Origin of the sequence: Mesorhizobium argentiipisi (SeqCode) (genome assembly GCF_037179585.1) — a bacterium.
GTDB lineage: Bacteria > Pseudomonadota > Alphaproteobacteria > Rhizobiales > Rhizobiaceae > Mesorhizobium > Mesorhizobium argentiipisi.
On sequence record NZ_JAPYKO010000001.1, the window covers coordinates 504,553 to 524,558 of the forward strand.

The 20,006-nt window shown below is 64.7% G+C and carries 23 protein-coding genes; 14 read left to right on the plus strand and 9 right to left on the minus strand.

Annotation, left to right across the window (positions count from 1 at the left end; all coding sequences use genetic code 11):
- Positions 1 to 17 precede the first annotated feature (17 nt).
- Positions 18 to 434 (minus strand): hypothetical protein, encoded by a 417-nt coding sequence (locus O7A05_RS02370; RefSeq protein ID WP_337091316.1) that lies wholly within the window; start codon positions 432 to 434, stop codon positions 18 to 20.
- Between the two features lie 443 nt (positions 435 to 877).
- Here O7A05_RS02370 and O7A05_RS02375 point away from each other — a divergent pair, with 443 nt between their 5' ends.
- Both O7A05_RS02375 and soxR read left to right on the plus strand, forming a co-directional pair.
- The gene (locus O7A05_RS02375; protein WP_337091317.1) at positions 878 to 1,339 is read left to right on the plus strand and encodes a tRNA (cytidine(34)-2'-O)-methyltransferase; all 462 of its coding nucleotides are present in this window, start codon (positions 878 to 880) and stop codon (positions 1,337 to 1,339) included.
- A 146-nt stretch (positions 1,340 to 1,485) separates the two neighbouring features.
- Positions 1,486 to 1,929, plus strand: coding sequence for a redox-sensitive transcriptional activator SoxR (gene soxR / locus O7A05_RS02380; protein WP_337091318.1), 444 nt, complete (start codon positions 1,486 to 1,488; stop codon positions 1,927 to 1,929).
- A gap of 7 nt (positions 1,930 to 1,936) precedes the next feature.
- On the opposite strand, the gene O7A05_RS02385 is transcribed toward soxR, so the two are convergent.
- Positions 1,937 to 2,194 carry a hypothetical protein gene (locus tag O7A05_RS02385; RefSeq protein ID WP_112099415.1) on the minus strand — a complete coding sequence of 86 codons (258 nt, stop codon included), beginning with the start codon at positions 2,192 to 2,194 and terminating at the stop codon, positions 1,937 to 1,939.
- Positions 2,195 to 2,315: 121 nt separating this feature from the next.
- On the opposite strand from O7A05_RS02385, the gene hemF reads away from it, so the two are divergent.
- The 5 genes from hemF to O7A05_RS02410 all read left to right on the plus strand — a co-directional run bounded on the left by hemF (position 2,316) and on the right by O7A05_RS02410 (position 6,063).
- Positions 2,316 to 3,230 (plus strand): oxygen-dependent coproporphyrinogen oxidase, encoded by a 915-nt coding sequence (hemF, locus tag O7A05_RS02390; protein WP_337091319.1) that lies wholly within the window; start codon positions 2,316 to 2,318, stop codon positions 3,228 to 3,230.
- Positions 3,231 to 3,489: 259 nt separating this feature from the next.
- Positions 3,490 to 3,750 carry a DUF1344 domain-containing protein gene (locus O7A05_RS02395; protein ID WP_224516736.1) on the plus strand — a complete coding sequence of 87 codons (261 nt, stop codon included), beginning with the start codon at positions 3,490 to 3,492 and terminating at the stop codon, positions 3,748 to 3,750.
- Positions 3,751 to 3,983: 233 nt separating this feature from the next.
- Positions 3,984 to 4,169, plus strand: a complete 186-nt coding sequence (locus O7A05_RS02400) for a DUF1059 domain-containing protein (protein ID WP_040989704.1) — start codon at positions 3,984 to 3,986, stop codon at positions 4,167 to 4,169.
- A 274-nt stretch (positions 4,170 to 4,443) separates the two neighbouring features.
- Entirely contained in the window at positions 4,444 to 5,019 is a 576-nt protein-coding gene (locus O7A05_RS02405; protein WP_337091320.1) for a hypothetical protein, read from the plus strand.
- Positions 5,020 to 5,097: 78 nt separating this feature from the next.
- Positions 5,098 to 6,063 carry a S8 family serine peptidase gene (locus O7A05_RS02410; RefSeq protein ID WP_337091321.1) on the plus strand — a complete coding sequence of 322 codons (966 nt, stop codon included), beginning with the start codon at positions 5,098 to 5,100 and terminating at the stop codon, positions 6,061 to 6,063.
- A 22-nt stretch (positions 6,064 to 6,085) separates the two neighbouring features.
- On the opposite strand, the gene O7A05_RS02415 is transcribed toward O7A05_RS02410, so the two are convergent.
- Genes O7A05_RS02415 through O7A05_RS02425 form a run of 3 tightly spaced genes read right to left on the minus strand, consistent with a single transcriptional unit; the run spans position 6,086 to position 8,657 of the window.
- Positions 6,086 to 7,354, minus strand: a complete 1,269-nt coding sequence (locus tag O7A05_RS02415) for a CCA tRNA nucleotidyltransferase (RefSeq protein ID WP_337091322.1) — start codon at positions 7,352 to 7,354, stop codon at positions 6,086 to 6,088.
- Entirely contained in the window at positions 7,351 to 7,983 is a 633-nt protein-coding gene (locus O7A05_RS02420) for a CoA pyrophosphatase (RefSeq protein WP_337091323.1), read from the minus strand. Before O7A05_RS02420 ends, O7A05_RS02415 begins: the two co-directional genes overlap by 4 nt.
- Entirely contained in the window at positions 7,983 to 8,657 is a 675-nt protein-coding gene (locus O7A05_RS02425; RefSeq protein WP_337091444.1) for a DUF1285 domain-containing protein, read from the minus strand. Before O7A05_RS02425 ends, O7A05_RS02420 begins: the two co-directional genes overlap by 1 nt.
- A gap of 154 nt (positions 8,658 to 8,811) precedes the next feature.
- Between O7A05_RS02425 and O7A05_RS02430 the strand changes: the two genes are divergently transcribed.
- Genes O7A05_RS02430 through O7A05_RS02445 form a run of 4 tightly spaced genes read left to right on the plus strand, consistent with a single transcriptional unit; the run spans position 8,812 to position 15,640 of the window.
- Complete coding sequence (locus tag O7A05_RS02430) at positions 8,812 to 9,816, plus strand: AAA family ATPase (protein ID WP_337091324.1); 1,005 nt, start codon at positions 8,812 to 8,814, stop codon at positions 9,814 to 9,816.
- The gene (locus O7A05_RS02435) at positions 9,816 to 10,730 is read left to right on the plus strand and encodes a DUF58 domain-containing protein (RefSeq protein WP_337091325.1); all 915 of its coding nucleotides are present in this window, start codon (positions 9,816 to 9,818) and stop codon (positions 10,728 to 10,730) included. Before O7A05_RS02430 ends, O7A05_RS02435 begins: the two co-directional genes overlap by 1 nt.
- On the plus strand, positions 10,727 to 13,549 hold the full coding sequence (locus O7A05_RS02440) for a DUF4159 domain-containing protein (RefSeq protein ID WP_337091326.1): 2,823 nt from the start codon (positions 10,727 to 10,729) through the stop codon (positions 13,547 to 13,549). Before O7A05_RS02435 ends, O7A05_RS02440 begins: the two co-directional genes overlap by 4 nt.
- 3 nt (positions 13,550 to 13,552) lie before the next feature.
- Entirely contained in the window at positions 13,553 to 15,640 is a 2,088-nt protein-coding gene (locus O7A05_RS02445) for a hypothetical protein (protein WP_337091327.1), read from the plus strand.
- A 51-nt stretch (positions 15,641 to 15,691) separates the two neighbouring features.
- Here the strand turns inward: O7A05_RS02445 and clpS are convergent, their stop codons facing one another.
- The 4 genes from clpS to O7A05_RS02465 all read right to left on the minus strand — a co-directional run bounded on the left by clpS (position 15,692) and on the right by O7A05_RS02465 (position 17,171).
- Complete coding sequence (clpS, locus tag O7A05_RS02450; protein ID WP_337091328.1) at positions 15,692 to 15,997, minus strand: ATP-dependent Clp protease adapter ClpS; 306 nt, start codon at positions 15,995 to 15,997, stop codon at positions 15,692 to 15,694.
- Positions 15,998 to 16,126: 129 nt separating this feature from the next.
- A complete protein-coding gene (locus O7A05_RS02455; RefSeq protein ID WP_337091329.1) occupies positions 16,127 to 16,441 on the minus strand; it encodes a hypothetical protein in 315 nt (104 codons plus the stop codon).
- Positions 16,442 to 16,597: 156 nt separating this feature from the next.
- Positions 16,598 to 16,831, minus strand: coding sequence for a hypothetical protein (locus O7A05_RS02460; RefSeq protein ID WP_224516747.1), 234 nt, complete (start codon positions 16,829 to 16,831; stop codon positions 16,598 to 16,600).
- Positions 16,832 to 16,868: 37 nt separating this feature from the next.
- Entirely contained in the window at positions 16,869 to 17,171 is a 303-nt protein-coding gene (locus tag O7A05_RS02465) for a hypothetical protein (RefSeq protein WP_224589485.1), read from the minus strand.
- A 236-nt stretch (positions 17,172 to 17,407) separates the two neighbouring features.
- Between O7A05_RS02465 and O7A05_RS02470 the strand changes: the two genes are divergently transcribed.
- From O7A05_RS02470 to O7A05_RS02480, 3 genes are all read left to right on the plus strand, one after another.
- Positions 17,408 to 18,124, plus strand: coding sequence for a response regulator transcription factor (locus O7A05_RS02470; protein WP_337091330.1), 717 nt, complete (start codon positions 17,408 to 17,410; stop codon positions 18,122 to 18,124).
- Complete coding sequence (locus O7A05_RS02475; RefSeq protein WP_337091331.1) at positions 18,121 to 19,530, plus strand: ATP-binding protein; 1,410 nt, start codon at positions 18,121 to 18,123, stop codon at positions 19,528 to 19,530. The genes O7A05_RS02470 and O7A05_RS02475 overlap by 4 nt, the downstream gene beginning before the upstream one ends.
- Positions 19,531 to 19,625: 95 nt before the next feature.
- Positions 19,626 to 20,000: a YciI family protein gene (locus tag O7A05_RS02480; RefSeq protein ID WP_337091332.1), complete on the plus strand. Its 375-nt coding sequence runs from the start codon at positions 19,626 to 19,628 to the stop codon at positions 19,998 to 20,000.
- Positions 20,001 to 20,006: the final 6 nt, after the last annotated feature.

A 20,006-nucleotide genomic window follows, 5' to 3' on the forward strand; every position in this document is an offset into this window, starting at 1 on the left:
TCGGCTTATCTATGCGCTCACGCGGCGCGGGATTGATGGGCTAGACGTTGCAGCCGCGCGGCATTGCGGGCCGGCGATACGGAATCATCCGCATCGCCGGCCTTGCAACGCGCAATATAGGGTTTCGGCGGCATTTCGCCGACAGGCTCGTTCGACGATCCTGACGGCACCGAACTTCCCGACGAAAGGCCGGAGCCTGCCCGGCTCCTGTCGCCCGGCCGGATCAGGCGGATGATCCGGCGCACCAGCGTGGGCCGGCTGTGGTCGGGCACCGCGCGCGAGAAATCGACGTCCGGCAGCATGCCGCGATGCGGCCTGCGCCGTTCCTCGGCATGCACGGCCGACGAATAGGTCTCGCCGATCAGCAGCGCCCAGGTAGCCGCCTTGCGCTCGTGCAGGCTTCTTGAACCAGGTATTTTGTAGGGATCGAACATCGGCCCGTCCTCCATATGCAAATGCGTTAAAAAGGGTGATGCGGCCTCGACCATCGGCATTCGGCCGAAGGCGCGGATCGAATCGGCCGGGAGACGACTAGCGTCGGTCCCGACACGCTCAGCTGGGGCGCGGCGCCCCTTTGGCAGTTTGAAAAACATCGCAAGATTCCTTCGAAGGCCGAAAACTGGGTTCGGCGGGAATCGGTGCGATGAGGACTTAAAGTGTCAGAAGAATCGTCGTACCGAAACCGCCTGCGGGCATACGTGAGCCCCGGATGGGAGCTGGATGTGCATGGTCATCATGTGTTCCCCTCCATTCGGTTCGGGTTGACGATGGTGGGCATATACTCGACTTCGCAGAAAATGGCCATCCGCCAGTCCAGAAATTGCCGAAAGCGGGAGATGCCTGTGGCCGATCTGCCACTTATTAGCAGGATGCGAAAATGAACGATCGTCTCCGCATCGCGCTCTACCAGCCGGATATTGCCGGCAACACCGGGACGATCCTGCGCTTCGCCGCCTGCCTCGACATCGGTGTCGATATCATCGAGCCGGCTGGTTTCCCGCTCTCCGACCGGGCGCTGAAACGGGCCGGCATGGACTACCTCGAAATGGCGGCGCTTTCCCGCCATGCCGACTGGCACGCCTTCGAGGAATGGCGAAAGGCGCATGCGCGCCGCCTGGTGCTGCTCACCACCAAGGCCGCGACCGCCTATACCGACTTTGCTTTCGCCGCCGGCGACATCCTTCTGTTCGGCCGCGAATCCGCCGGCGTGACGGAAAAGGTCCATGAGGCGGCCGATGCGCGACTGACCATTCCGATGCGAGCGGGCGCGCGCAGCATCAATGTCGCGCTGTCGGTCGCCATGGTCGCGGGTGAAGCGCTCCGCCAGCTCGGAAAATAGCTTTCGCGCTTCCGCGCTATCCCGAACCGCCGTGCCTTCCGCCGTCATTCTTGCCCAGACGCACATCGCCTTCTCCTGCAATTGCCCTATCGATGTTTCTTGGCTACAAGCTCAACTTAACTTGAGGTCAAGCGAGAATTTGGGAAATGGCTCCAGTGAGGGAATTGACGGTCGGCCAGGTGGCGATGCGCAGCGGTGTTGCGGTATCGGCGCTGCATTTCTATGAGGCGCGCGGGCTGATCCGCAGCCACCGCACGTCGGGCAATCAGCGGCGCTACAGCCGCGACGTGCTGCGCCGCGTGGCGATTATCCGCGTCGCCCAGGAAGTCGGCATCTCGCTGGCCGAGATCGCCGCCGCGTTCCAATCCCTGCCTGAAGAGCGCACGCCGACGCGTGAGGATTGGAACCTGCTTTCGACAGCCTGGCGCGACGGGCTCGACCATAAGATCAACCAGTTGAAGAAATTGCGCGATGGCCTGACGGATTGCATCGGCTGCGGCTGCATGTCGATTGACAAATGTCCGCTGAGGAACAGGGAAGACCGACTGGCCCGGGAGGGTACGGGGGCAAGAAGACTATTGGTGCCCTGACGATTGTTCAGTCCGCCGCCGGCAGCCGCCGCATGGTGAATTCGATCACATCGCCCGGGCGCTCGAACCAGCTTTCGATCTCGGTCCAGTAGGCCTGCTTGGGGAAACGCTCGAACCATTCCTTCGCCTTGAGGCGCGCGGCGGGCCTCGGCAACACGAAGGTCTCGCGCAGGAAACCGTCGCGCGGCTGGCCTGCACGCTCGGCCCGCGAGCGCTCCAGCCTCTTCTTCAAACCATCCAGCGGCGGTCTTGCCGGGGTGCGCACGAAGGAACTCCTTTGCGCCTTGGTCAGACAGGACTTGACCCTTGCCTTTAAGAGATTAGGGATCGCGCGCAGAAAAAACGAGTCATTTGTCGGGCAATTGGGCCTGTGACTGGAGACGGATTTGGAACGACCTGACCTTCCCGTGGGGCTGCCGGCCGACATCGAACAGAAGAAGATGAAGGCCCGCCTCTGGTTCGAGGCCCTGCGCGAGCGCATCTGCGCCACCTTCGAGCAGCTCGAGCAGGAACTCATCGGCCCGCAAGCGTCATGGTTGCCCGGCCATTTCGAAAAGACTCAGTGGGAGCGCGACGAAGGCAAGGGTGGCGGCGGCACCATGTCGATGATGCGCGGCCGCGTCTTCGAGAAGGTCGGCGTGCACACTTCGACCGTCTACGGCGAATTCTCGCCCGAATTCAGGAAACAGATTCCCGGCGCCGAGGAAGACCCGCGCTTCTGGGCAAGCGGCATCTCGCTGATTGCGCATCCCTGGAACCCCAACGTGCCGGCCGTGCACATGAACACGCGCATGGTCGTCACCACGCGCCAGTGGTTCGGTGGCGGCGCCGATCTGACGCCGGTGCTCGACCGTCGCCGCACCCAGGACGATCCCGACACGATTGCCTTCCATCGCGCCATGCAGTTCGCCTGCGAGAAGAACGCCGCCGTCGCCGATTATCCCAAATTCAAAGCCTGGTGCGACGAGTATTTCTTCCTGCCGCACCGCAACGAGCCGCGCGGCATCGGCGGCATCTTCTTCGACTGGCTGCATTCGGACGAGGACAAGGGCGGCTGGAACGCCGATCTCAATTTCGTCCAGGACGTCGGCCGCTCCTTCCTCGTCGTCTATGCCCATCTGGTGCGGGGCAATTTCAACCAGAACTGGACCGATGGCGAGCGCGACGAACAGCTCATCCGGCGCGGCCGCTACGTCGAATTCAATTTGCTTCACGATCGCGGCACCATCTTCGGCCTGAAGACCGGCGGCAATGTCGCCTCGATCCTGTCCAGCCTGCCGCCCGAGGTAAAATGGCCGTAACGATCCGGTGAGTGCGGCGATGGCCGCATTGCTGTCCAATTCGCCGAATCTTGGCCGGCAATGTGGCAGGGACGATATCTTTTTCGTCTAATATCCTTTTGAAAAAATTGAGCTATTTAAGGTCGTCGGGTCGGGAAGCGCCGGCGGTCGAAGCGGAGATCATTTGTCTCCCGCCGGCCGTGACCCGACGCGACTTGACGACCCTGATCACGAGAGGTGCCTCGCCAAATCGGGCACCCGCATTCCAGGAGAGCACGCCATGCGCAAGCTTATCGTGACGGCAGCAACCGCCGCCCTTCTCGCCTCCGGCGGCGCCGCGTTTGCAGCGGTCAAGCACACAACCGGCACCGTCAAGAGCTTTGACGGAACGGCAATGAGCCTTGTTCTGGAGGATGGATCCACATTCAAGCTGTCCAAAGCCTTCAAGGATCCCGGCATTCAGGCCGGCGAGAAAGTCCGCGTGTCCTGGGACATGAGCGGCAAGAACAAGATCGCCGAGGCCGTCAAGATCATGAAGTAACGGCCTTGCTCTGAAGGTTCCAGTTCTCAGGCGGCAGGGAAAGGCGGGGCATAGCGCTCCGCCTTTTCTTTCCAATCCGAAACAGGGGACTTCGATGCAACCGAACCGTTCCACAGGTGTTATGATAGCCCGGCAGTGCAACCGGAAGAGGCGCGTCGCTCCCTCCCGGACTGCCAAGACAACAGGGGCGGCCGGCCAAGGTCGAACCACCCCGCGCTAGGAAAGGAAGGGTCATGAAGGAATTCCAATGCGGGTCGCTGGTTCCCGGCTGTGACTGGCACACGCGCGCCGAGGAGGAAGCGGAGGTCATGCGCCGCGCCGTCGAGCATATGCGCGAGACGCATGGCGAGACCATCATCCGCGAGACGATGATCGAGGCGATCCGCTCGCGCATCCAGAAGGTTCGCGACGCCGCCTGAGCGGCCAAATTTCAGAATTCGACCAGATGGGCCGACACGCAAGAGCGGAACGCCGCTTACGCCTGCGCCAAACTTTCTGCCGGCGATCTCCCGGGTCGCCGGCAGAAACATTTTCCGTATAATTCAAGCAAATTCTTATATTCCTAACGGCTCGGATAACCTTGCGGTAACGATGCGCGTGCGATTCTCCGATCCATGATCCGGCCAGAGGGGCTGCCCGAGCGCCCTTCGCCATCAAGGCGCTGTCGGAATGGTGGGGCGAGGTGCTTCGCGCATGCGCGAGCGGTCCAACATCGGAGTCGGTCTCTGCGCGGCGCTCCTGTCGAGCGCCTTGCTCTTTGCGTCCGCGGCAATGGCCCAGGAATGGACGACCTCGCTCGTCGATATTCATCAGGGTTCTCCACTTAGCGATCGCGCCAGGGGCCTCGGCAACGGCGGCTATGAGTTGCAGAGTGGAAGCTGGGTATCGTTCACCCATTGGTATCATGCGAGCTGGGTCGATATGCATGCGGACCTTCTTACCCAGATCACATCCGATACCGGCATTCTTTGGGGATTTGGCACAGGCGAGCAGGCCGAGAAATACCGTATCGAGCCCAGCCTGAAGCTTGGCTTTCTCACCCAGATCCATCCCAATCCGAACAGCACGCTGTCGCTTTCGGTCACCTCGACCATCGGCGGCGGCCTCACTGAAAAGCCTTGCGAAGCCGACTATGGCGACCTGGGCACCTACAGCGTCAATTGCCGGCTCGCGGCGGGCGAGACGGCGCCGGAGGAAACCTTAAAATATCTGGTCAACGCCAAGCCGGAGACCATGCATCTCTGGCTGAATTACCGTCTCACTTTCTGATTGCTGGAGCCGCAAATGAACATCATCTCGTGCCCAAATTCGCGCCCGTCCCGGTTCTCGTTGGACTGGAGAATGATCATGAAGTTGGGCGTTGCAGCCGCTTTAGCCATCCTTTGGGCCCCCATTGCCTCGGCGCAGGAGGTTCTCAGCGCGGACGAGATGGCTGCGCTCTGCCATGGCGGCGGCTCCATCTGCGTGAGCGCAACGATCCCGGTCGCGCGCACAACGCAAACGGTACAGAACTGGATGAGCCCCGACGTCGGCGCCGCATGGGCAGCCGGCTACAAGGGCAAGGGCGTCACCATCACGATGGTCGACGACTTCAGCAGCACGTCGCGTTTTTCCGGCAATTTCGGGATCGGCGTGCAGACCCAGCGGCACGGCGAGTGGACGCGCGAGGAGGCAAGCATGATTGCTCCCGCCGCGACCATCCGCTCCAAGGATTTCTCGACGGGCACGGCCGTTTCGCTGGCACGCGGCCTCAACGTGCTCAACCTGAGCTACGGCATGTACACCACCGCAGGCTACAGCACGAACCAGATCTGGTGGGCTCCAGAGGAGTCCTCGATCATCTCCTACGCCACCAAGGGTTCGGCCATCGTCTCGAAGGCGGCCGGCAATGACTCGGTCGCTGTCGGCGGGGTCACCGATGGCCAGCAGGATTATCTCGACCTTGCCCTGATCGGCAAACCGACGGCGATCTTCGTCGGCGCGCTGTCGACGAACGGCACCACAGCCAACAAGGCCCAGCTCGCCTGGTATTCCGACTATGCCGGCTCCAACACGGCTGTGCAGAGCCACTTCCTGGTGGTCGGCGTCGAGGGCGACAAGACCGGTCTCTACGGAACGTCTTTCGCCGCGCCGATCATCTCCGGCTATGCTGCGATCATCGGCAGCAAGTTCACCAAGGCGACGCCCGTCCAAATCACCAATGACCTGCTCAACACGGCCCGCACCGACACGCTGGTGAACTACGACCCGTCCATCTACGGCAAGGGCGAGGCAAGCCTGTCGCGGGCGCTGGCACCTGTAGCGATCCATTGACAGGCGCGGCCGCCTGAACACGCTAGGTTTTCAGTGCCTGCTCGGCGCGTTTCATGAGCACGCCGCGTTCCAGGGTGAAGCCCGACTCGACCCATTCCTTCTCGAGGTTCTTCAGCGTGGCGCCGAGCTTCGGCCCCGGCGAGGCGCCAAGCGCGGTCAGGTCGGCGCCTTTTATCGGAAACACCGGCTTTTGCCATTTCAGCGTGAAATTGAGCAGGCGTGAAAAGCCGCCAGCGTCCATCATTGCCTGATTGTCCTCGACGGCACGCGTGCGCGCCGCGGCAAGCGCCAGCCGGATGCGATCGACATAGCCATTGCGATCGCCCTGATAGAGTTTCTGGGCCAGTTCGGTCTCGGTCACCTTCGCATCCGGCGCAATGGTCAGCGCCCAACGCCGCAGGCGGTCGGCCTCGTCGTTCGACAATCGCAGCCGCTCGCCAAGCGTCTTCATGCGCACGGCATCGGGCGGGACGATCGCCTCCAGCCTCAGCACAGGATCGGCGGCCCAGCCGAGATCTTTCCCAGCCTTGACCAAGCCGTGGATGGCGTCGATGCCCCATTTCTCGCTCTCCGGCAGCACGGCGGTGAGCACGCCGGCCTGACGCATCCACAAGAGCGCGCGCGAGGGATCGGGAGCCGACAGCAGCTTCTTCAGTTCGGACCAAACCCGTTCGGCCGAAAGCCGCGCAAGCCCGTCCTTCAGCCTTGCGCAGGCCTTCAGCCCTTCCGCGTCCGGCCGTCCGTCGCCGTACCAGGCAAAGAAACGGAAAAAGCGCAGGATGCGCAGATAATCCTCGCGGATGCGCGCCTCCGCGTCGCCGATGAAACGCAGCCGCCGCGCCTCGATATCGGCAACGCCGCCGACGAGATCGACGACCGTGCCGTCGGCTTCGGCGTAGAGCGCGTTGATGGTGAAGTCGCGCCGTTCGGCGTCCGCTTTCCAGTCACGCCCGAAGATCACTTTTGCCCGCCGGCCGTCGGTCTCGATATCGGCCCTGAGCGTCGTCACCTCATAAGGCTTGCCGCCGGCGATCACCGTGATCGTGCCATGCTCGATGCCTGTCGGCACCGTCTTGAAACCGGCTGCCTCGGCGCGCCGGATCGTTTCCTCGGGCACGGTGGTCGCGGCGATATCGATGTCGGCGACCGGCTGGCCGATCAGCGCATTGCGGACCGCGCCGCCTGCGACACGCGCTTCCTCGCCGCCCTGCTGCAGCGCCGTAAGAAGCTTCTGCAGATGCTTGTCGGCCAGCCAATCGGCCCTGCCCGAGAGTGACGCCTCAGCGCTCAACCGTAAAGCCTTTCATAGAGCGTGCGGATGATGCCGGCGGTGACGCCCCAGATGCGCTGGCCGCCATAGGGCATCTCGTAGAAGAACCATTCGAGCTCGTTCCACATGCGGCTGTCGCGCGCGTGATTGGCCGGGTCCATAAGGAAGCTCAAGGGCACCTCGAAGGCGGCGTCGACCTCGTCGGCATTGAGCGTCAGCGAAAAGCCGGGCCGCACGATGGCAAGCACCGGCACGATGCGGTACCCGCTGCCCGCGACGTAGTCCGGCATGCGGCCGATGATCTCGACATGGCCACGATCGAGGCCGATCTCCTCGAAGGTCTCGCGCAAAGCGGCGGCCTCGGGGCTTGGATCGGTCGTATCGATGGTGCCGCCCGGAAAAGCCACCTGGCCGGAATGGCTGCGCAGCTTCTCGGCGCGTTTGGTGAGCAGCACCATGGCGCCCTCGGCACGGTCGATCACCGGGATCAGCACCGCCGCGTCGCGCAATGGCTTGATGTGTTTGAGCCTGGGATGGCCGGGATTGAAGCGATGGTCGCCGAAATCGTCGCCAGAGCCGATCGCGACCTGCGCGGCGACGCGCGCCCGAAAGTCCGCGATCGAAAACGGCGCCGGCGTCACCTGGTCCATCACGCGCTCAGCCGTTTCAGCTTCTCGGCCGGCATGATCGGATAGACCTCGCCGCCCGAGCGGACGGCGAACATCGCGCTGCCGTCGATGTCGATTTCCTCACCATGCTCGACCAGTTCATACATCACCGGCCGCGCCACCAGCGCCTCCAACCGTCCGCGCACCAGCACATAGGGCTTCAACCCGCCGGTTTCGTCCTCGTCGACGAAGCGCAGCGGCTGACCGGGACCGGCCGCGACGACGTCGCCGACATTGGTGCGGAAGGTGACGACCTGGTCGTCCCCGCTCCCGGACACGTTCATTTCGACGGCGACGAAGGGCGCGTCGACGACGCGGATCCCGACCCGCTCGACGGGCGTCACCAGATAGGTCTTGCCGTCGGCATCCTTGCGCAGCACGCTGGAAAAGAGCTGCACCAGCGGCATGCGCCCGATCGGCGTGCCGAGATAGAACCATGTGCCGTCGGCCTTGATCTCCATGTCGAGATCGCCACAGAAATCCGGATTCCAGCGCTCGACCGGCGCCGGCCCCTTGCCGGCCCGCGCCGCGCGCGAGATCAGCGCCTCCAGGCCCCGCGCCTCGGTGGCCCCAGTCAGAGTCTGGTTGCTCAGGCTCTGTTTGCTCAGGCTCTGCTCGTTCGGACTTAGTTCGCGATGTTCGCTGCGTTCGGCCATGGTCACGAAATAGTCACTGTTGTCCCGATTGTCAGCCTTGTCCGCCCGAGTCTGTGATTTAAGTTCAATTACAGGCGCCGGGTGAGGCCGAATCGCGGCATTCTGCGGCATTGAGAATGCAGGCCGGCATTTCCAACCACAAGGATCGAACGGCATGAGCGTGATGATCAAGGAGAGCCCGATCAGCGAAAAAGCGATGATCGAGGAAGCCGAAAAGGCGCTGGCCGACATCTCCAGGGTCCGCGACGCGGTCGGCCGGGTGATCTTCGGCCAGGAAGCCGTCGTCGAGCGCACGCTGGTGGCGCTGCTCGCCGGCGGCCATGCGCTGCTGGTCGGCGTGCCAGGCCTCGCCAAGACCAAGCTGGTCGAGACGTTGGGGATCGTGCTTGGCCTCGATTCGCGCCGCGTCCAATTCACGCCCGACCTGATGCCGTCGGACATTCTCGGCTCCGAGGTGATGGAGCAGGACGAGTTCGGCAAGCGGTCCTTCCGCTTCATTTCCGGGCCGATCTTCACGCAATTGCTGATGGCGGACGAGATCAACCGCGCCTCGCCGCGCACGCAATCGGCGCTGCTGCAGGCGATGCAGGAATATCACGTCACCATCGCCGGCGCCCGCCACGACCTGCCCTCGCCCTTCCATGTGCTGGCCACGCAGAACCCGCTGGAGCAGGAAGGCACCTATCCCCTCCCCGAGGCCCAGCTCGACCGTTTCCTGATGCAGGTCGACATCCTCTATCCGGAGATCGAGGCGGAACGCCGCATCCTGCTCGAAACGACCGGCGTCGACGAGGCAAAGGCCGACAACATGCTGCAGCCGGCCAGGCTCAGGGAAATCCAGACGCTGATCCGCCGCATGCCGGTGCCGGAAAGCGTCGTCGAGGCGATCCTCAAGCTGGTGCGTTCGGCCCGGCCAGGCCAGGGCGATGCCGAGACCGACAAGCACGTCGCCTGGGGACCGGGCCCCCGCGCCAGCCAGGCGCTGACCCTGTGCGCCCGCGCACGCGCCCTATATGATGGCAGGTTGGCGCCTTCGGTCGACGACGTTCGCGCCTTGGCCGAACCGGTGCTGCAGCATCGCATGGCGCTGACTTTCGCCGCCCGCGCCGAAGGCACTTCCGTGCGTGACGTGGTGGCGAAGCTGGCAAAAGGCATCTGATGGGTCGAATAGGCGAGGTCCAGGCACCGGTTGCGACGCGCGACGCGCTCGCCCGTGGCCGGTTGCGGGCTTCATTGGTGCCGGACCTGCTGGTCGAGGCGCGCCGTATCGTCAATACGGTGATCGCCGGCTGGCATGGCCGCCGCAAGCGCGGCATCGGCGAGAATTTCTGGCAGTTCCGGCCCTATGTCGAAGGGGATTCCTCGCGCATCGACTGGCGCCGCTCGGCGAGAGACGACCATACCTATGTGCGCGACCGCGAATGGGAAGCCGCGCACACCGTCTGGCTCTGGGCCGACCCCTCGCCTTCCATGCTCTACAAATCCGCCGCGGCAAGCGTTTCCAAGGAATCGCGCGCGCTGGTGCTGGCGCTCGCCTTGGCCGAGCTGTTGTCGCGCAGCGGCGAGCGCATTGCCTGGCCGGGCCTGACCGACCCGTTCACCGCCCGCAATGGCGCAGAGCGTATCGCCGCCCAGCTGAGCCACGCCGCCGGGTTGCCCGCCAAGCCGGATCTGTCAGCCATCCGCCGCTTCTGCGACATCGTGCTGGTCAGCGATTTCCTCGATCCGGTCGAGGATACCATGGCCTGGCTCGACGTGCTCGCCCGCCACGGCGTGCGCGCGCATCTGATCGAGGTGGCCGATCCGGCGGAGGAAACCTTCCCCTATGCCGGCCGCACCGAGTTCACTGATCCCGAGACCGGCGACAAGCTGACCGCCGGCCGCGCCGAGATGCTGGCCGAGGAATATCGCCTGCTCTACAGGGCCCGCCGCGAGGAACTGGCCGCCTGGTGCAAACGTCTCGGCTGGAGCTACACCGTCAACCACACCGACCGCCTCGCCTCCGAGGCGCTGGTGCGCGTCCACCTGGCTATGACCGCTGACGGCACCAATTTCGGAAGGGCGGTCGCATGAGCTGGCTGCCGCTTTCCTTCGGGGCGCCCATGGTGCTGTGGGGCCTTCTGGCGCTGCCGGTGATCTGGTGGCTGCTGCGCTTCACTCCGCCCAGGCCGCAGACGGAGGTTTTCCCACCGCTGAGAATTCTCGCCCGGGTCCTGAAGCGCGAAGAAACCCCGCAGCAAAGCCCGTGGTGGCTGACGCTGCTTCGGTTGCTGATGGCGGCGCTCATCGTGATGGCGCTGGCCGAGCCGGTCTTCAATCCGCGCGAAAAACTGCCTGCGGAAGGCGCCGCCCTGGCGCTTGTCATCGACAATGGCTGGGCGAGCGCCGCCGACTGGAACAAGCGCGCCGCCACCGCCGAGCGGCTGATCGCCGACGCCGGCTCGAACGGCGTACCGGTCGTGATCGCCTTCACCGCCGAGAAGCCCAATGCCGAGATCGGTCCTTTCGACGCCTCGGGCGCGCTCGATCATCTGCGTGCCGCCAAGCCGCGGCCGATTCCTACCGACAGGCCCGCCGTCTACGCCCGCGTCGCCGCCGCGTTGGAACGCCTGCCGGGCGCCAGCGTCGCGGTGCTCGCCGACGGGCTTGCCGCCAAAGGCGACGAGGCCGCTTTCAGGACGCTGCTCGAAAAGAATGCGACACGGCTGGTCTGGGCCACATCCGACCGGCCCTCCGTGACCGGCCTGATCGGCGCCGACAACCAGGTCGATGGTTTCGCTTTGACCGCCATTCGCGCGCCGGGCAATCCGGCGCCGGCGCAGGTCACCGCTGGCGCCTTCGACGACAAGGGCCGCCGCATCGCCGATGCGACGCTGACCTTCGCGCCGGGCGAAGCCACCGCCACGGGGACAATGGCGGTCCCCTTCGAGCTGCGCAACGATTTCGCTTCGATCGCGCTGGACGGCGAGCACCAGGCCGGCGCCGTGCGCGTGCTGGACGAGAGCTCCAAACGCCGCCGCGTCGGCCTTCTGTCGCAGGCCGAGGCCGACCAGGCACAGCCGCTTCTGTCGCCGCTCTATTACATCCGCCGCGCCCTGCAGCCCTTTGCCGATCTGGTCGAGCCGTCGAGCGCCGATCTGGCCGACGCTATTCCACAGCTTCTCGACCAGAAGCCGGCGATGATCATCATGGCCGATGTCGGCACCATCCCGGCGCAGGTCAAGCAGCGGCTGGTCGACTGGGTCGACAAGGGGGGCACGCTGGTGCGCTTTGCCGGCCCCCGCCTCGCCGCGGCCGGCAATGACGACGACCTTTTGCCGGTCAGGTTGCGCAGCGGCGAGCGCGCGCTGGGCGGCGCGCTGTCCTGGACGACGCCGCAGGCGGTGACCGAATTCCCGAAGAACGGCCCCTTCGCCGATCTTTCGCCGCCCTCCGAGGTGACGGTGAGCCGGCAGGTTCTGGCCGAGCCGACGCCCGACATCGTCGAGCGCACCTGGGCCACGCTCGCCGACGGCACGCCGCTGGTGACGGGCATGAAGAAGGACAAGGGCACGCTGGTGCTCTTCCATGTCACGCCTGAGGCGACCTGGTCGAACCTGCCGATCTCCGGCAGCTTCGTCGAAATGCTGAGACGCGTCGTGCAACTGTCGCGCAACCAGGGCGCCGCGATCGCCAATGCCGAGGCCACCGCCGCATCGCTTGCGCCCTACCGCATGATCAGCGCCGACGGCATGCTGACGCCGCCCTCGCCGGATGCCCGGCCGCTGGTGCCCGGCGCCGGTCCGCTGCCGGTGACGCTGGAGAATCCGCCCGGCCTCTACGGCTCCGAGACGGGCGTCTTCGCGCATAATCTGCTCGACGCGTCGAGCACGTTCACGCCGCTGGTCCGTCCGCAGGTTTCGCTGCCGGTGACAGCCATCCCTTATGCCTTCGATGAATCGGAGAACCTGAAGGGGCCGCTGGTCGCCATCGCGCTCCTGTTGATGGTGCTCGACACTTTGGCCGTGTTCTGGATGGGCGGCTTGCTGGCGCGCCGGCCGCGCCGCGCAGGCGCGGCGGCGACCACCGCGGCCGTTCTGGTCGTGCTGGTCGGCCTGTTCGGCCATGCCGATCTTGCCCGCGCCGACGATTCCAAGCCCGGCGACGCCCAGGCGATCGAGGATATTTCGAAAACCCGCATTGCCTATGTCATCACCGGCGAGCCGGGCGTCGATTCGATCAGCCGCGCCGGCCTCGAGGGCCTCACCCGTTTCCTGGTCGAGAAGACCGCGCTCGAGCCCGGCCCGCCGGCCGGCGTCGACATCGCCAAGGACGAGCTGTCCTTCTTCCCGCTGATCTATTGGCCGATCGATGCGACGGCGCCCATGCCCAGCCAGGCCGCGATCGCCCGCATCGACGCCTATATGCAGCAGGGCGGCACGGTTCTGTTCGACACGCGCGACCAGTTTTCCAACGGCATCGGCGCAGGCTCTGCAAGCCCGGCGACCGAGCGGCTGCGCGACATCCTGGGTAATCTCAACGTGCCGCCGCTGGAGCCGGTGCCTTCGGACCACGTGCTGACCAAGTCCTTCTTCATCCTTCCGGAATTCCCCGGTCGCTTCAACGGCAGCCCGCTCTGGGTCGAGGCCTCGCTCGACGCCAGCAACACCGAGAACCGCCCCGTGCGCACCGGCGACGGCGTCTCGCCGATCATGATCACCGCCAATGATTTCGCCGGCGCCTGGGCGACCGACGAGAACGGCGATCCGATGCTGCCGACCGTGCCGCCAGATCCGATGCAGCGCATCTACGCGCTTCGCGCCGGCGTCAACATCATGATGTATATGCTGACCGGCAACTACAAATCCGATCAGGTGCATGTGCCCGTGCTGCTCGAACGGCTGGGGCAGTAGATCATGAACTGGTCCATCTCCTTCGAACCGCTTCTCTCCTGGCCGCTCTTTGGCCTGCTCGTCGTGCCGTTGCTCTTGCTGGCGCTGGTCGGCCTGTGGTTCCGCCAGCGCGGCTCGGCATTGCGCTTCATCGCGCTGCTCGCGCTTGCCGCTTCATTGCTCAATCCCGTTTTCCTCGCCGAGGAGCGCGAGGCGCTGAAGAGCGTCGTCGCCCTTGTCGTCGACCGCAGTCAGAGCCAGGACATCGGCGACCGCACCAAGCAGACCGACGAAGCGCTGGCCGGCCTGCAGCAGCGTCTTGCCCGCTTCAAGCAGTTCGATGTCCGTGTCGTCGAGGCCGGCAAGTCCGAAGCTGCCGATGAGCGCACCGAAACCAGGCTGTTCAGCGCGCTGGAAGGCGTCTTCCGCGACGTGCCGCCGTCGCGCATCGGCGGTGCCGTCATGATTACCGACGGCGAGGTGCACGATGCGCCTGCCGGCGCGCCGGAGTTCAACGCGCCGCTGCACGCGCTGATCACCGGCAACGAGCATGAGAAGGACCGCCGCATCCGCTTCGAGAACGCGCCGCGCTTCGGCCTCGTCGGCAAGCCGCTCGACATGACCTACCGCGTCATTTCAACGGAAGGCGACGGCGCGCCGGTGGACGTGCGTGTCTCGGTCAATGGCGAGCTGGTCTCGGTCGAGCACGCGACCGTCGGCCAACCGATGAAGCTCTCGGTTACGATACCCAACGCCGGCCGCAACATCGTCCAGCTCGGCATCGACCGGGAACCCGGCGAACTGACCGACGCCAACAACCGGGCGATTGCCCTGGTCGACGGCATCCGCGAGAACCTGCGCGTGCTGTTGGTCTCCGGCGAGCCGCATGCCGGCGAGCGCACCTGGCGCAACCTTTTGAAGTCGGACGCGTCGGTCGATCTCGTCCACTTCACTATCCTGCGCCCGCCGGAAAAGCAGGACGGCACGCCGATTAACGAATTGTCGCTGATCGCCTTCCCGACGCGCGAGCTGTTCGTCGAGAAGATCAAGGATTTCGACCTGATCATCTTCGACCGCTACCAGCACCGCGACGTGCTGCCGATCCTGTATTACGACTACATCTCCGAATATGTCGAAAACGGCGGCGCGCTGCTGATTGCCGCCGGTCCCGAATATGCCGGCGAGAACTCCATTGCCCGCACGCCGCTCAACGCTGCGCTGCCGGCCATGCCGACCGGCGAAGTGGTGGACAAGGCCTTCTTTCCGCGCCTGACCGATCTCGGCCAGCGCCATCCGGTGACGCGCGGGCTCGACGGCTCGGCAAGCGAGCAGCCGCATTGGAGCCGCTGGTTCCGCACCATTGGTGTCAAGAACCCGGAAGGCGAAGTGGTGATGAAGGGCGCCGACAACCGGCCCCTGCTCCTGCTCGACCGCAAGGGCGAAGGCCGTGTCGGCATGCTCTTGTCGGACCAGGGCTGGCTGTGGGCGCGCGGCTTCGAAGGCGGCGGCCCGCATGTCCAGCTCTACCGGCGCATCGCCCATTGGCTGATGAAGGAGCCTGAACTGGAAGAGGAGCGGCTGACCGCCGACGGCCGCGGCATGATGCTCGAAATCCGCCGCCAGACGATGAGCGACGATCCGGGTCCCGCCCAGGTGATCACGCCGTCCGGCAAGACCGTGACGGTGAAGCTCGAGAAAGCCGAGCCCGGCATCTTCACCGGCAGCCTGCGGACCAGCGAGATCGGCCTGTACCAGATCGGCAATGGCGATCTCACCGCGCTTGCCCATGTCGGTCCGATCAACGCGCCGGAATTCTCCGACGTGGTTTCGACCGAGAACAAGCTGAAGGCGCCGGCCGAAGCGACCGGCGGCAGCGTGCGGCGGCTGGCGCCGTCGTCGACGCTTGCCAATCTAGCCGGTGGCGTGGCCCTGCCGTCGATCGTGCCGGTCCGCTCCTCGGCGGCCGCTTCGGGCGACGATTGGATCGGCCTGCGCACGACCGACGACAGCACGCTCAAGGCCGTGTCGCGCGTGCCGCTGTTCGGCGGCTTCCTCGGCCTCGGCCTTCTGCTGCTCGCCATCGGCTCGATGTGGTATCGCGAAGGGCGGTGACGCCACCTTCTTCCTTCTGCCCTTGTGGGAGAAGGGAAGAACTCCTCCGCCCTACTCTTCCGGCTCGGTCGTGAACAGCAGCGGGTAGCCTTTGGCCTTGCCGACATCGGTTGCGCGCGCCGCCTTGGTCTCGGCTACGTCGCGCGTAAACACCGCGACGACGCACACGCCGCGCGTATGCGCGGTGATCATGACGCGGTGCGCCTGATCCTCGCTGAGCTTGAATTCACCCTTGAGCACCGTCACCACGAACTCGCGCGGCGTAAAATCGTCATTGACGAGGATGACCTTGTAGAGCTTCGGCCGCTCGGTTTTCGGCTGCGTCTTGGTGCGGGGTTTGAGGACGGTTTCGGGCATCGGAATCCACCAGTGATGAACTGGGTTCATTTCACTTTGTCACGCAGGAACGCGCACGTCTGTTTGCCTGCGCAGCGGCAACGGGGCCAAGGCGATGAAAACTTTATGTGGGGAAGCGTTGCCTGCCGGTCAACGGCCCTGCCGCCCGGCCGTGCGCGACCTGTCAGGGCCGCCTGATCCGCGCTCCAGGAGCGCGAAGAACATCCAGGCGGCAAAGCCGACGATCGTCGCGCCGGTCAGCGTGAGCAGAATCCAGGACTGCGCCGGCGTGATGTAGTCGAAGCTTGAAGAGATCAGCGGAGCGAACAGCTCGGGCTCGGTCCTGCCGCTGGCCGGATCCGGCACGGGGCTTGCGGTAAAGATCATTAACGACCGCGCGGCCGCGGTGGCGATCAGGCCGCCGAGTGTCAGCGAACGCATCAGGGACGAAAACCGCTTCTTCATGCGGATTGTCCTACAGCACCGGCATTGCAATCAGGTTAAGGGTCGCGCCAGGCGCAGCGGAAGCTGCCGGTTGGGAGGCTTCCGTCGTGCGTAAGCCGCTCCGGCCGAAATGGCCGGAACGGCTTTGCAATGTGCAAGGTGATGGCGAAGCCAGGATCAGGTCTTCGGGGCGTCCTTCTTGTCGGCCTTCTTGACGACCTTCTTGTGCTTCTTGGCCGTCTTCTTGACGACTTTCTTCGCCGGCTTGGCGGTGGCGTCGGCCGGAGCGGTCGTGGTGGTCGTCGTCGAAGCAGCCGGAGCGGTGGTCGTCGTCTGGGCATTGCCGAGAGCCGGCATCGCGAAGGCGAGAGCAACACCGAGGCCGAGTGCGGAGAGGATGGACTTCTTCATGGCTTCATTTCCTTTTTCTTGCAGATCTGGATGAGCGTCACTGAACGGGATCGATCGGCGTCACTCCAAGCAGCTTCAAAGCGTTTGCGAGCATCCGGATTCCCTGTGCCTGTTTCTTGTTGGCGCAGAACCGGTTTCCCTTTCTTTGCAGTGCTTTCGCCGCGGTGACCTGCGTTGCCGCGGCATGGGTTTCGAGGGCTTCGTCAACCTGACGGCTCAGATTGGTGCAGCGCTCGGTCCGGGTAAGCGGGGCGACTTTTGCGGTAGAGGCGCCGGCCGCGGCTGTGATGAGTGATATGCTGAGCAAAGCACCCGTCACGCTGATCCAGAACCTCTGCATTGGTCTTGTCCGTTACTCCGGAAACTTGCGTCGCAGCCGATGACCTGACCGCCACGGCACCGGTTATGACCTTGAAATTTTTCACGAGTTTTTCCCGACTGTAGAATTTTGTTTCTGGATTGTTTCTGGGGAATCCGCCCGGCGCCGCGATCGCGGCCACTGGCCAAGATGTGGCCCGAATTCTATCGTGTGGGTGTTTCGCGAAGGACGTCCGGCAAAATAATGATAGGTTTCGAGTGAAATCCGATGCGCACATACTGATCGTCGACGACGACAAGGGCATACGCGACCTGCTGCAGGAGTTCTTCCAGAAGCGCGGTCTGCAAACGACGGTGGCCGGCGACGGCACCGAGATGGAAGCGGTGCTGCGCCGCACGCCGGTAGACCTGATCATTCTCGACGTGATGCTGCCCGGCAAAAGCGGACTGGAGCTTTGCCGCGAGATCCGCGCCAATTACACCACGCCCATCATCATGCTGACCGCGGTGACGGAAACGACCGATCGCGTGGTGGGCCTGGAAATGGGCGCCGACGACTACGTGCCTAAGCCCTTCGATCCGCGCGAGCTTCTGGCCCGCATCCGCGCCGTGCTGAGGCGCAACGGCAGCGCCGAGCCGCGTCGCCCCACGACCAAGCAGATCTACCGCTTTGCCGGCTGGACCATGGATTGCGCGCGGCGCCGCCTGACGGCGCCCGACGACGTCCGGGTGGAACTGACGATGGCGGAGTTCAACCTGCTGCAGACCTTCGTCAAGAGCGCCCAGCGTGTGCTTACCCGCGAGCAGCTGATCGAACTGTCCGGCGGCGACACCGGCTACAGCTTCGACCGCAGCGTCGATATTCTGGTGAGCCGCTTGCGCCGCAAGATGGAAGACGATCCGAAGACGCCCCAACTGATCCTGACCGTGCGCAGCGGCGGCTATCAGTTCCTGCCCGAGACCACGTCCGAATGAAACGCTTCCTGCCGCAGACTCTGCCAGTCTGGGTGCTGCTGATCGTCATTGCCGGCCTCATGATCAGCCAGGTGACGACGCTCTACATCGTGGCGCGCGACCGCGCCGCCGCCAACGGCGTCGTCGATCTCTACCGGCTGAACGACCGCGCCTACTCGCTGGTGCAGCTGATGCATGACGCGCCGCCCGAAGAGCGCAAGGCGATCGCGTCCGGCCTGTTCAACTCGACCTATGCGCTGACGGTTTCGGATACGCCCGCTGTCACTTCTTCGATCGCCGGCGACGACGAGCTGGCCGAGCTTGAGGACATCCTGGTGGGCCGCCTGTCGAAATTCGGCGTGACCGACGCGCGCGTGCGGCGCGATCCGGCCACCCAAGAGGCCGACGTCCCGGACGGCCAGGCGGTGAACAAGGATGTCGGCCAGGTCGAGCGCGACCTGCTGGTTCTGGCCGCGGATTTCGCGCAGAGCGAAAAGCTGACCGCCTCGCTGCGCTTTTCCGACGGGCAATGGCTGAATTTCACTGAGCCGATCACGCCGGCCGGACCGATACTGAGCGTCGACAGCCTGCCGCTCTACTCGCTGATCGCCGGTTTGATCGTCATTATGTCGATCTGGTCGCTGCGCCGGTTGACCGCGCCTTACCGGATGATGGAAACGGCGGTGAAGCGCATCGGCAACGACCTGAAAAGCCCGCCGATCGCCGAAAGCGGCAGCCGCGAGATCCGCGCCGCCGCGAAGGCGATCAATGCCATGCAGATGCGGCTGCGCGATTATGTCGAGGATCGCGAGCACCTCGCGGCGGCGCTGGCGCATGATCTGCGCACGCCGCTGACGCGCATGCGCCTGCGCCTTGAACTGCTGCGCAAATCGTCGGCGCGCGAGGCGCTTGCGCACGACCTCGCCGATATCGAAAGCATCGCGAGCTCCGTCATCGACTTCGCCAAATTCGAGGTGACCGAGGAAAAGGCCGAGCGGATCGATTTCTGGTCGCTGGTGGAATCGGTCGCGGACTCCTTCGACGACGCGTCCTTCGACGAGGACGTGGTCCCTTCGCGCGGCCTGATCTGCATCGCGCGGCCGGTGGCGCTGCGCCGCTGCGTCACCAATCTCATCCAGAACGCGGTGACTTACGGCAAGAAGGCGCATCTCGGCGTGCGGCGATCGGGCGACACGATCACGCTGTCGATCCGGGACGAAGGCCCCGGCATTCCGCAGGCGAAGCTGGATGCGGTGTTCGGCTCCTTCGTGCGGCTGGAGGAATCGCGCAACCGCACCACCGGCGGCCTCGGCCTCGGTCTCACCATCGCCCGCAACATCGCCCGCGGCGCCGGCGGCGAGGTCAATCTATCCAACTATCCTGGTGGCGGCTTGTTGACGGAGCTGAAGCTGCCGGTGGCAGCTTGAGTCAGGAGTGGGCTTTGTCCGCCACCGGCGCCACTGGATCAGTCGAACCATCCTTGTGATAGTGCGGCCCGCCTGGTTACGAGGGAAATCCACCCATGTTCTACGCTGTCCTGGCCTATCACGTGGAAGACACCGTGCAGTCCTGGTCGCCAGATGAGGATGCGGCATTGATGAAAGACCTGCTCGAAGTCAACGACAGGCTGACGCGCGAAGGCAAGCTCGGGCCGGCGGCGAGGCTTGACGTCACGGCCAAGGCGGTGACACTGCGCGGTCCCGGCGAAGGCATGGTCATTGACGGTCCCTTCGCCGAAACCAAGGAGCAGTTGCTCGGCCTCTATGTCCTCGACTGCGCGAACCGGGACGAAGCGATCGCCGCGGCGCGCGATCTCAAGCGCGTGAACCCAAGCGCCGTCTACGAGATCCGACCGATCATGCTCTATCTCCCGGGCGCCACGCTGCAGGCTGGTTGAAATACG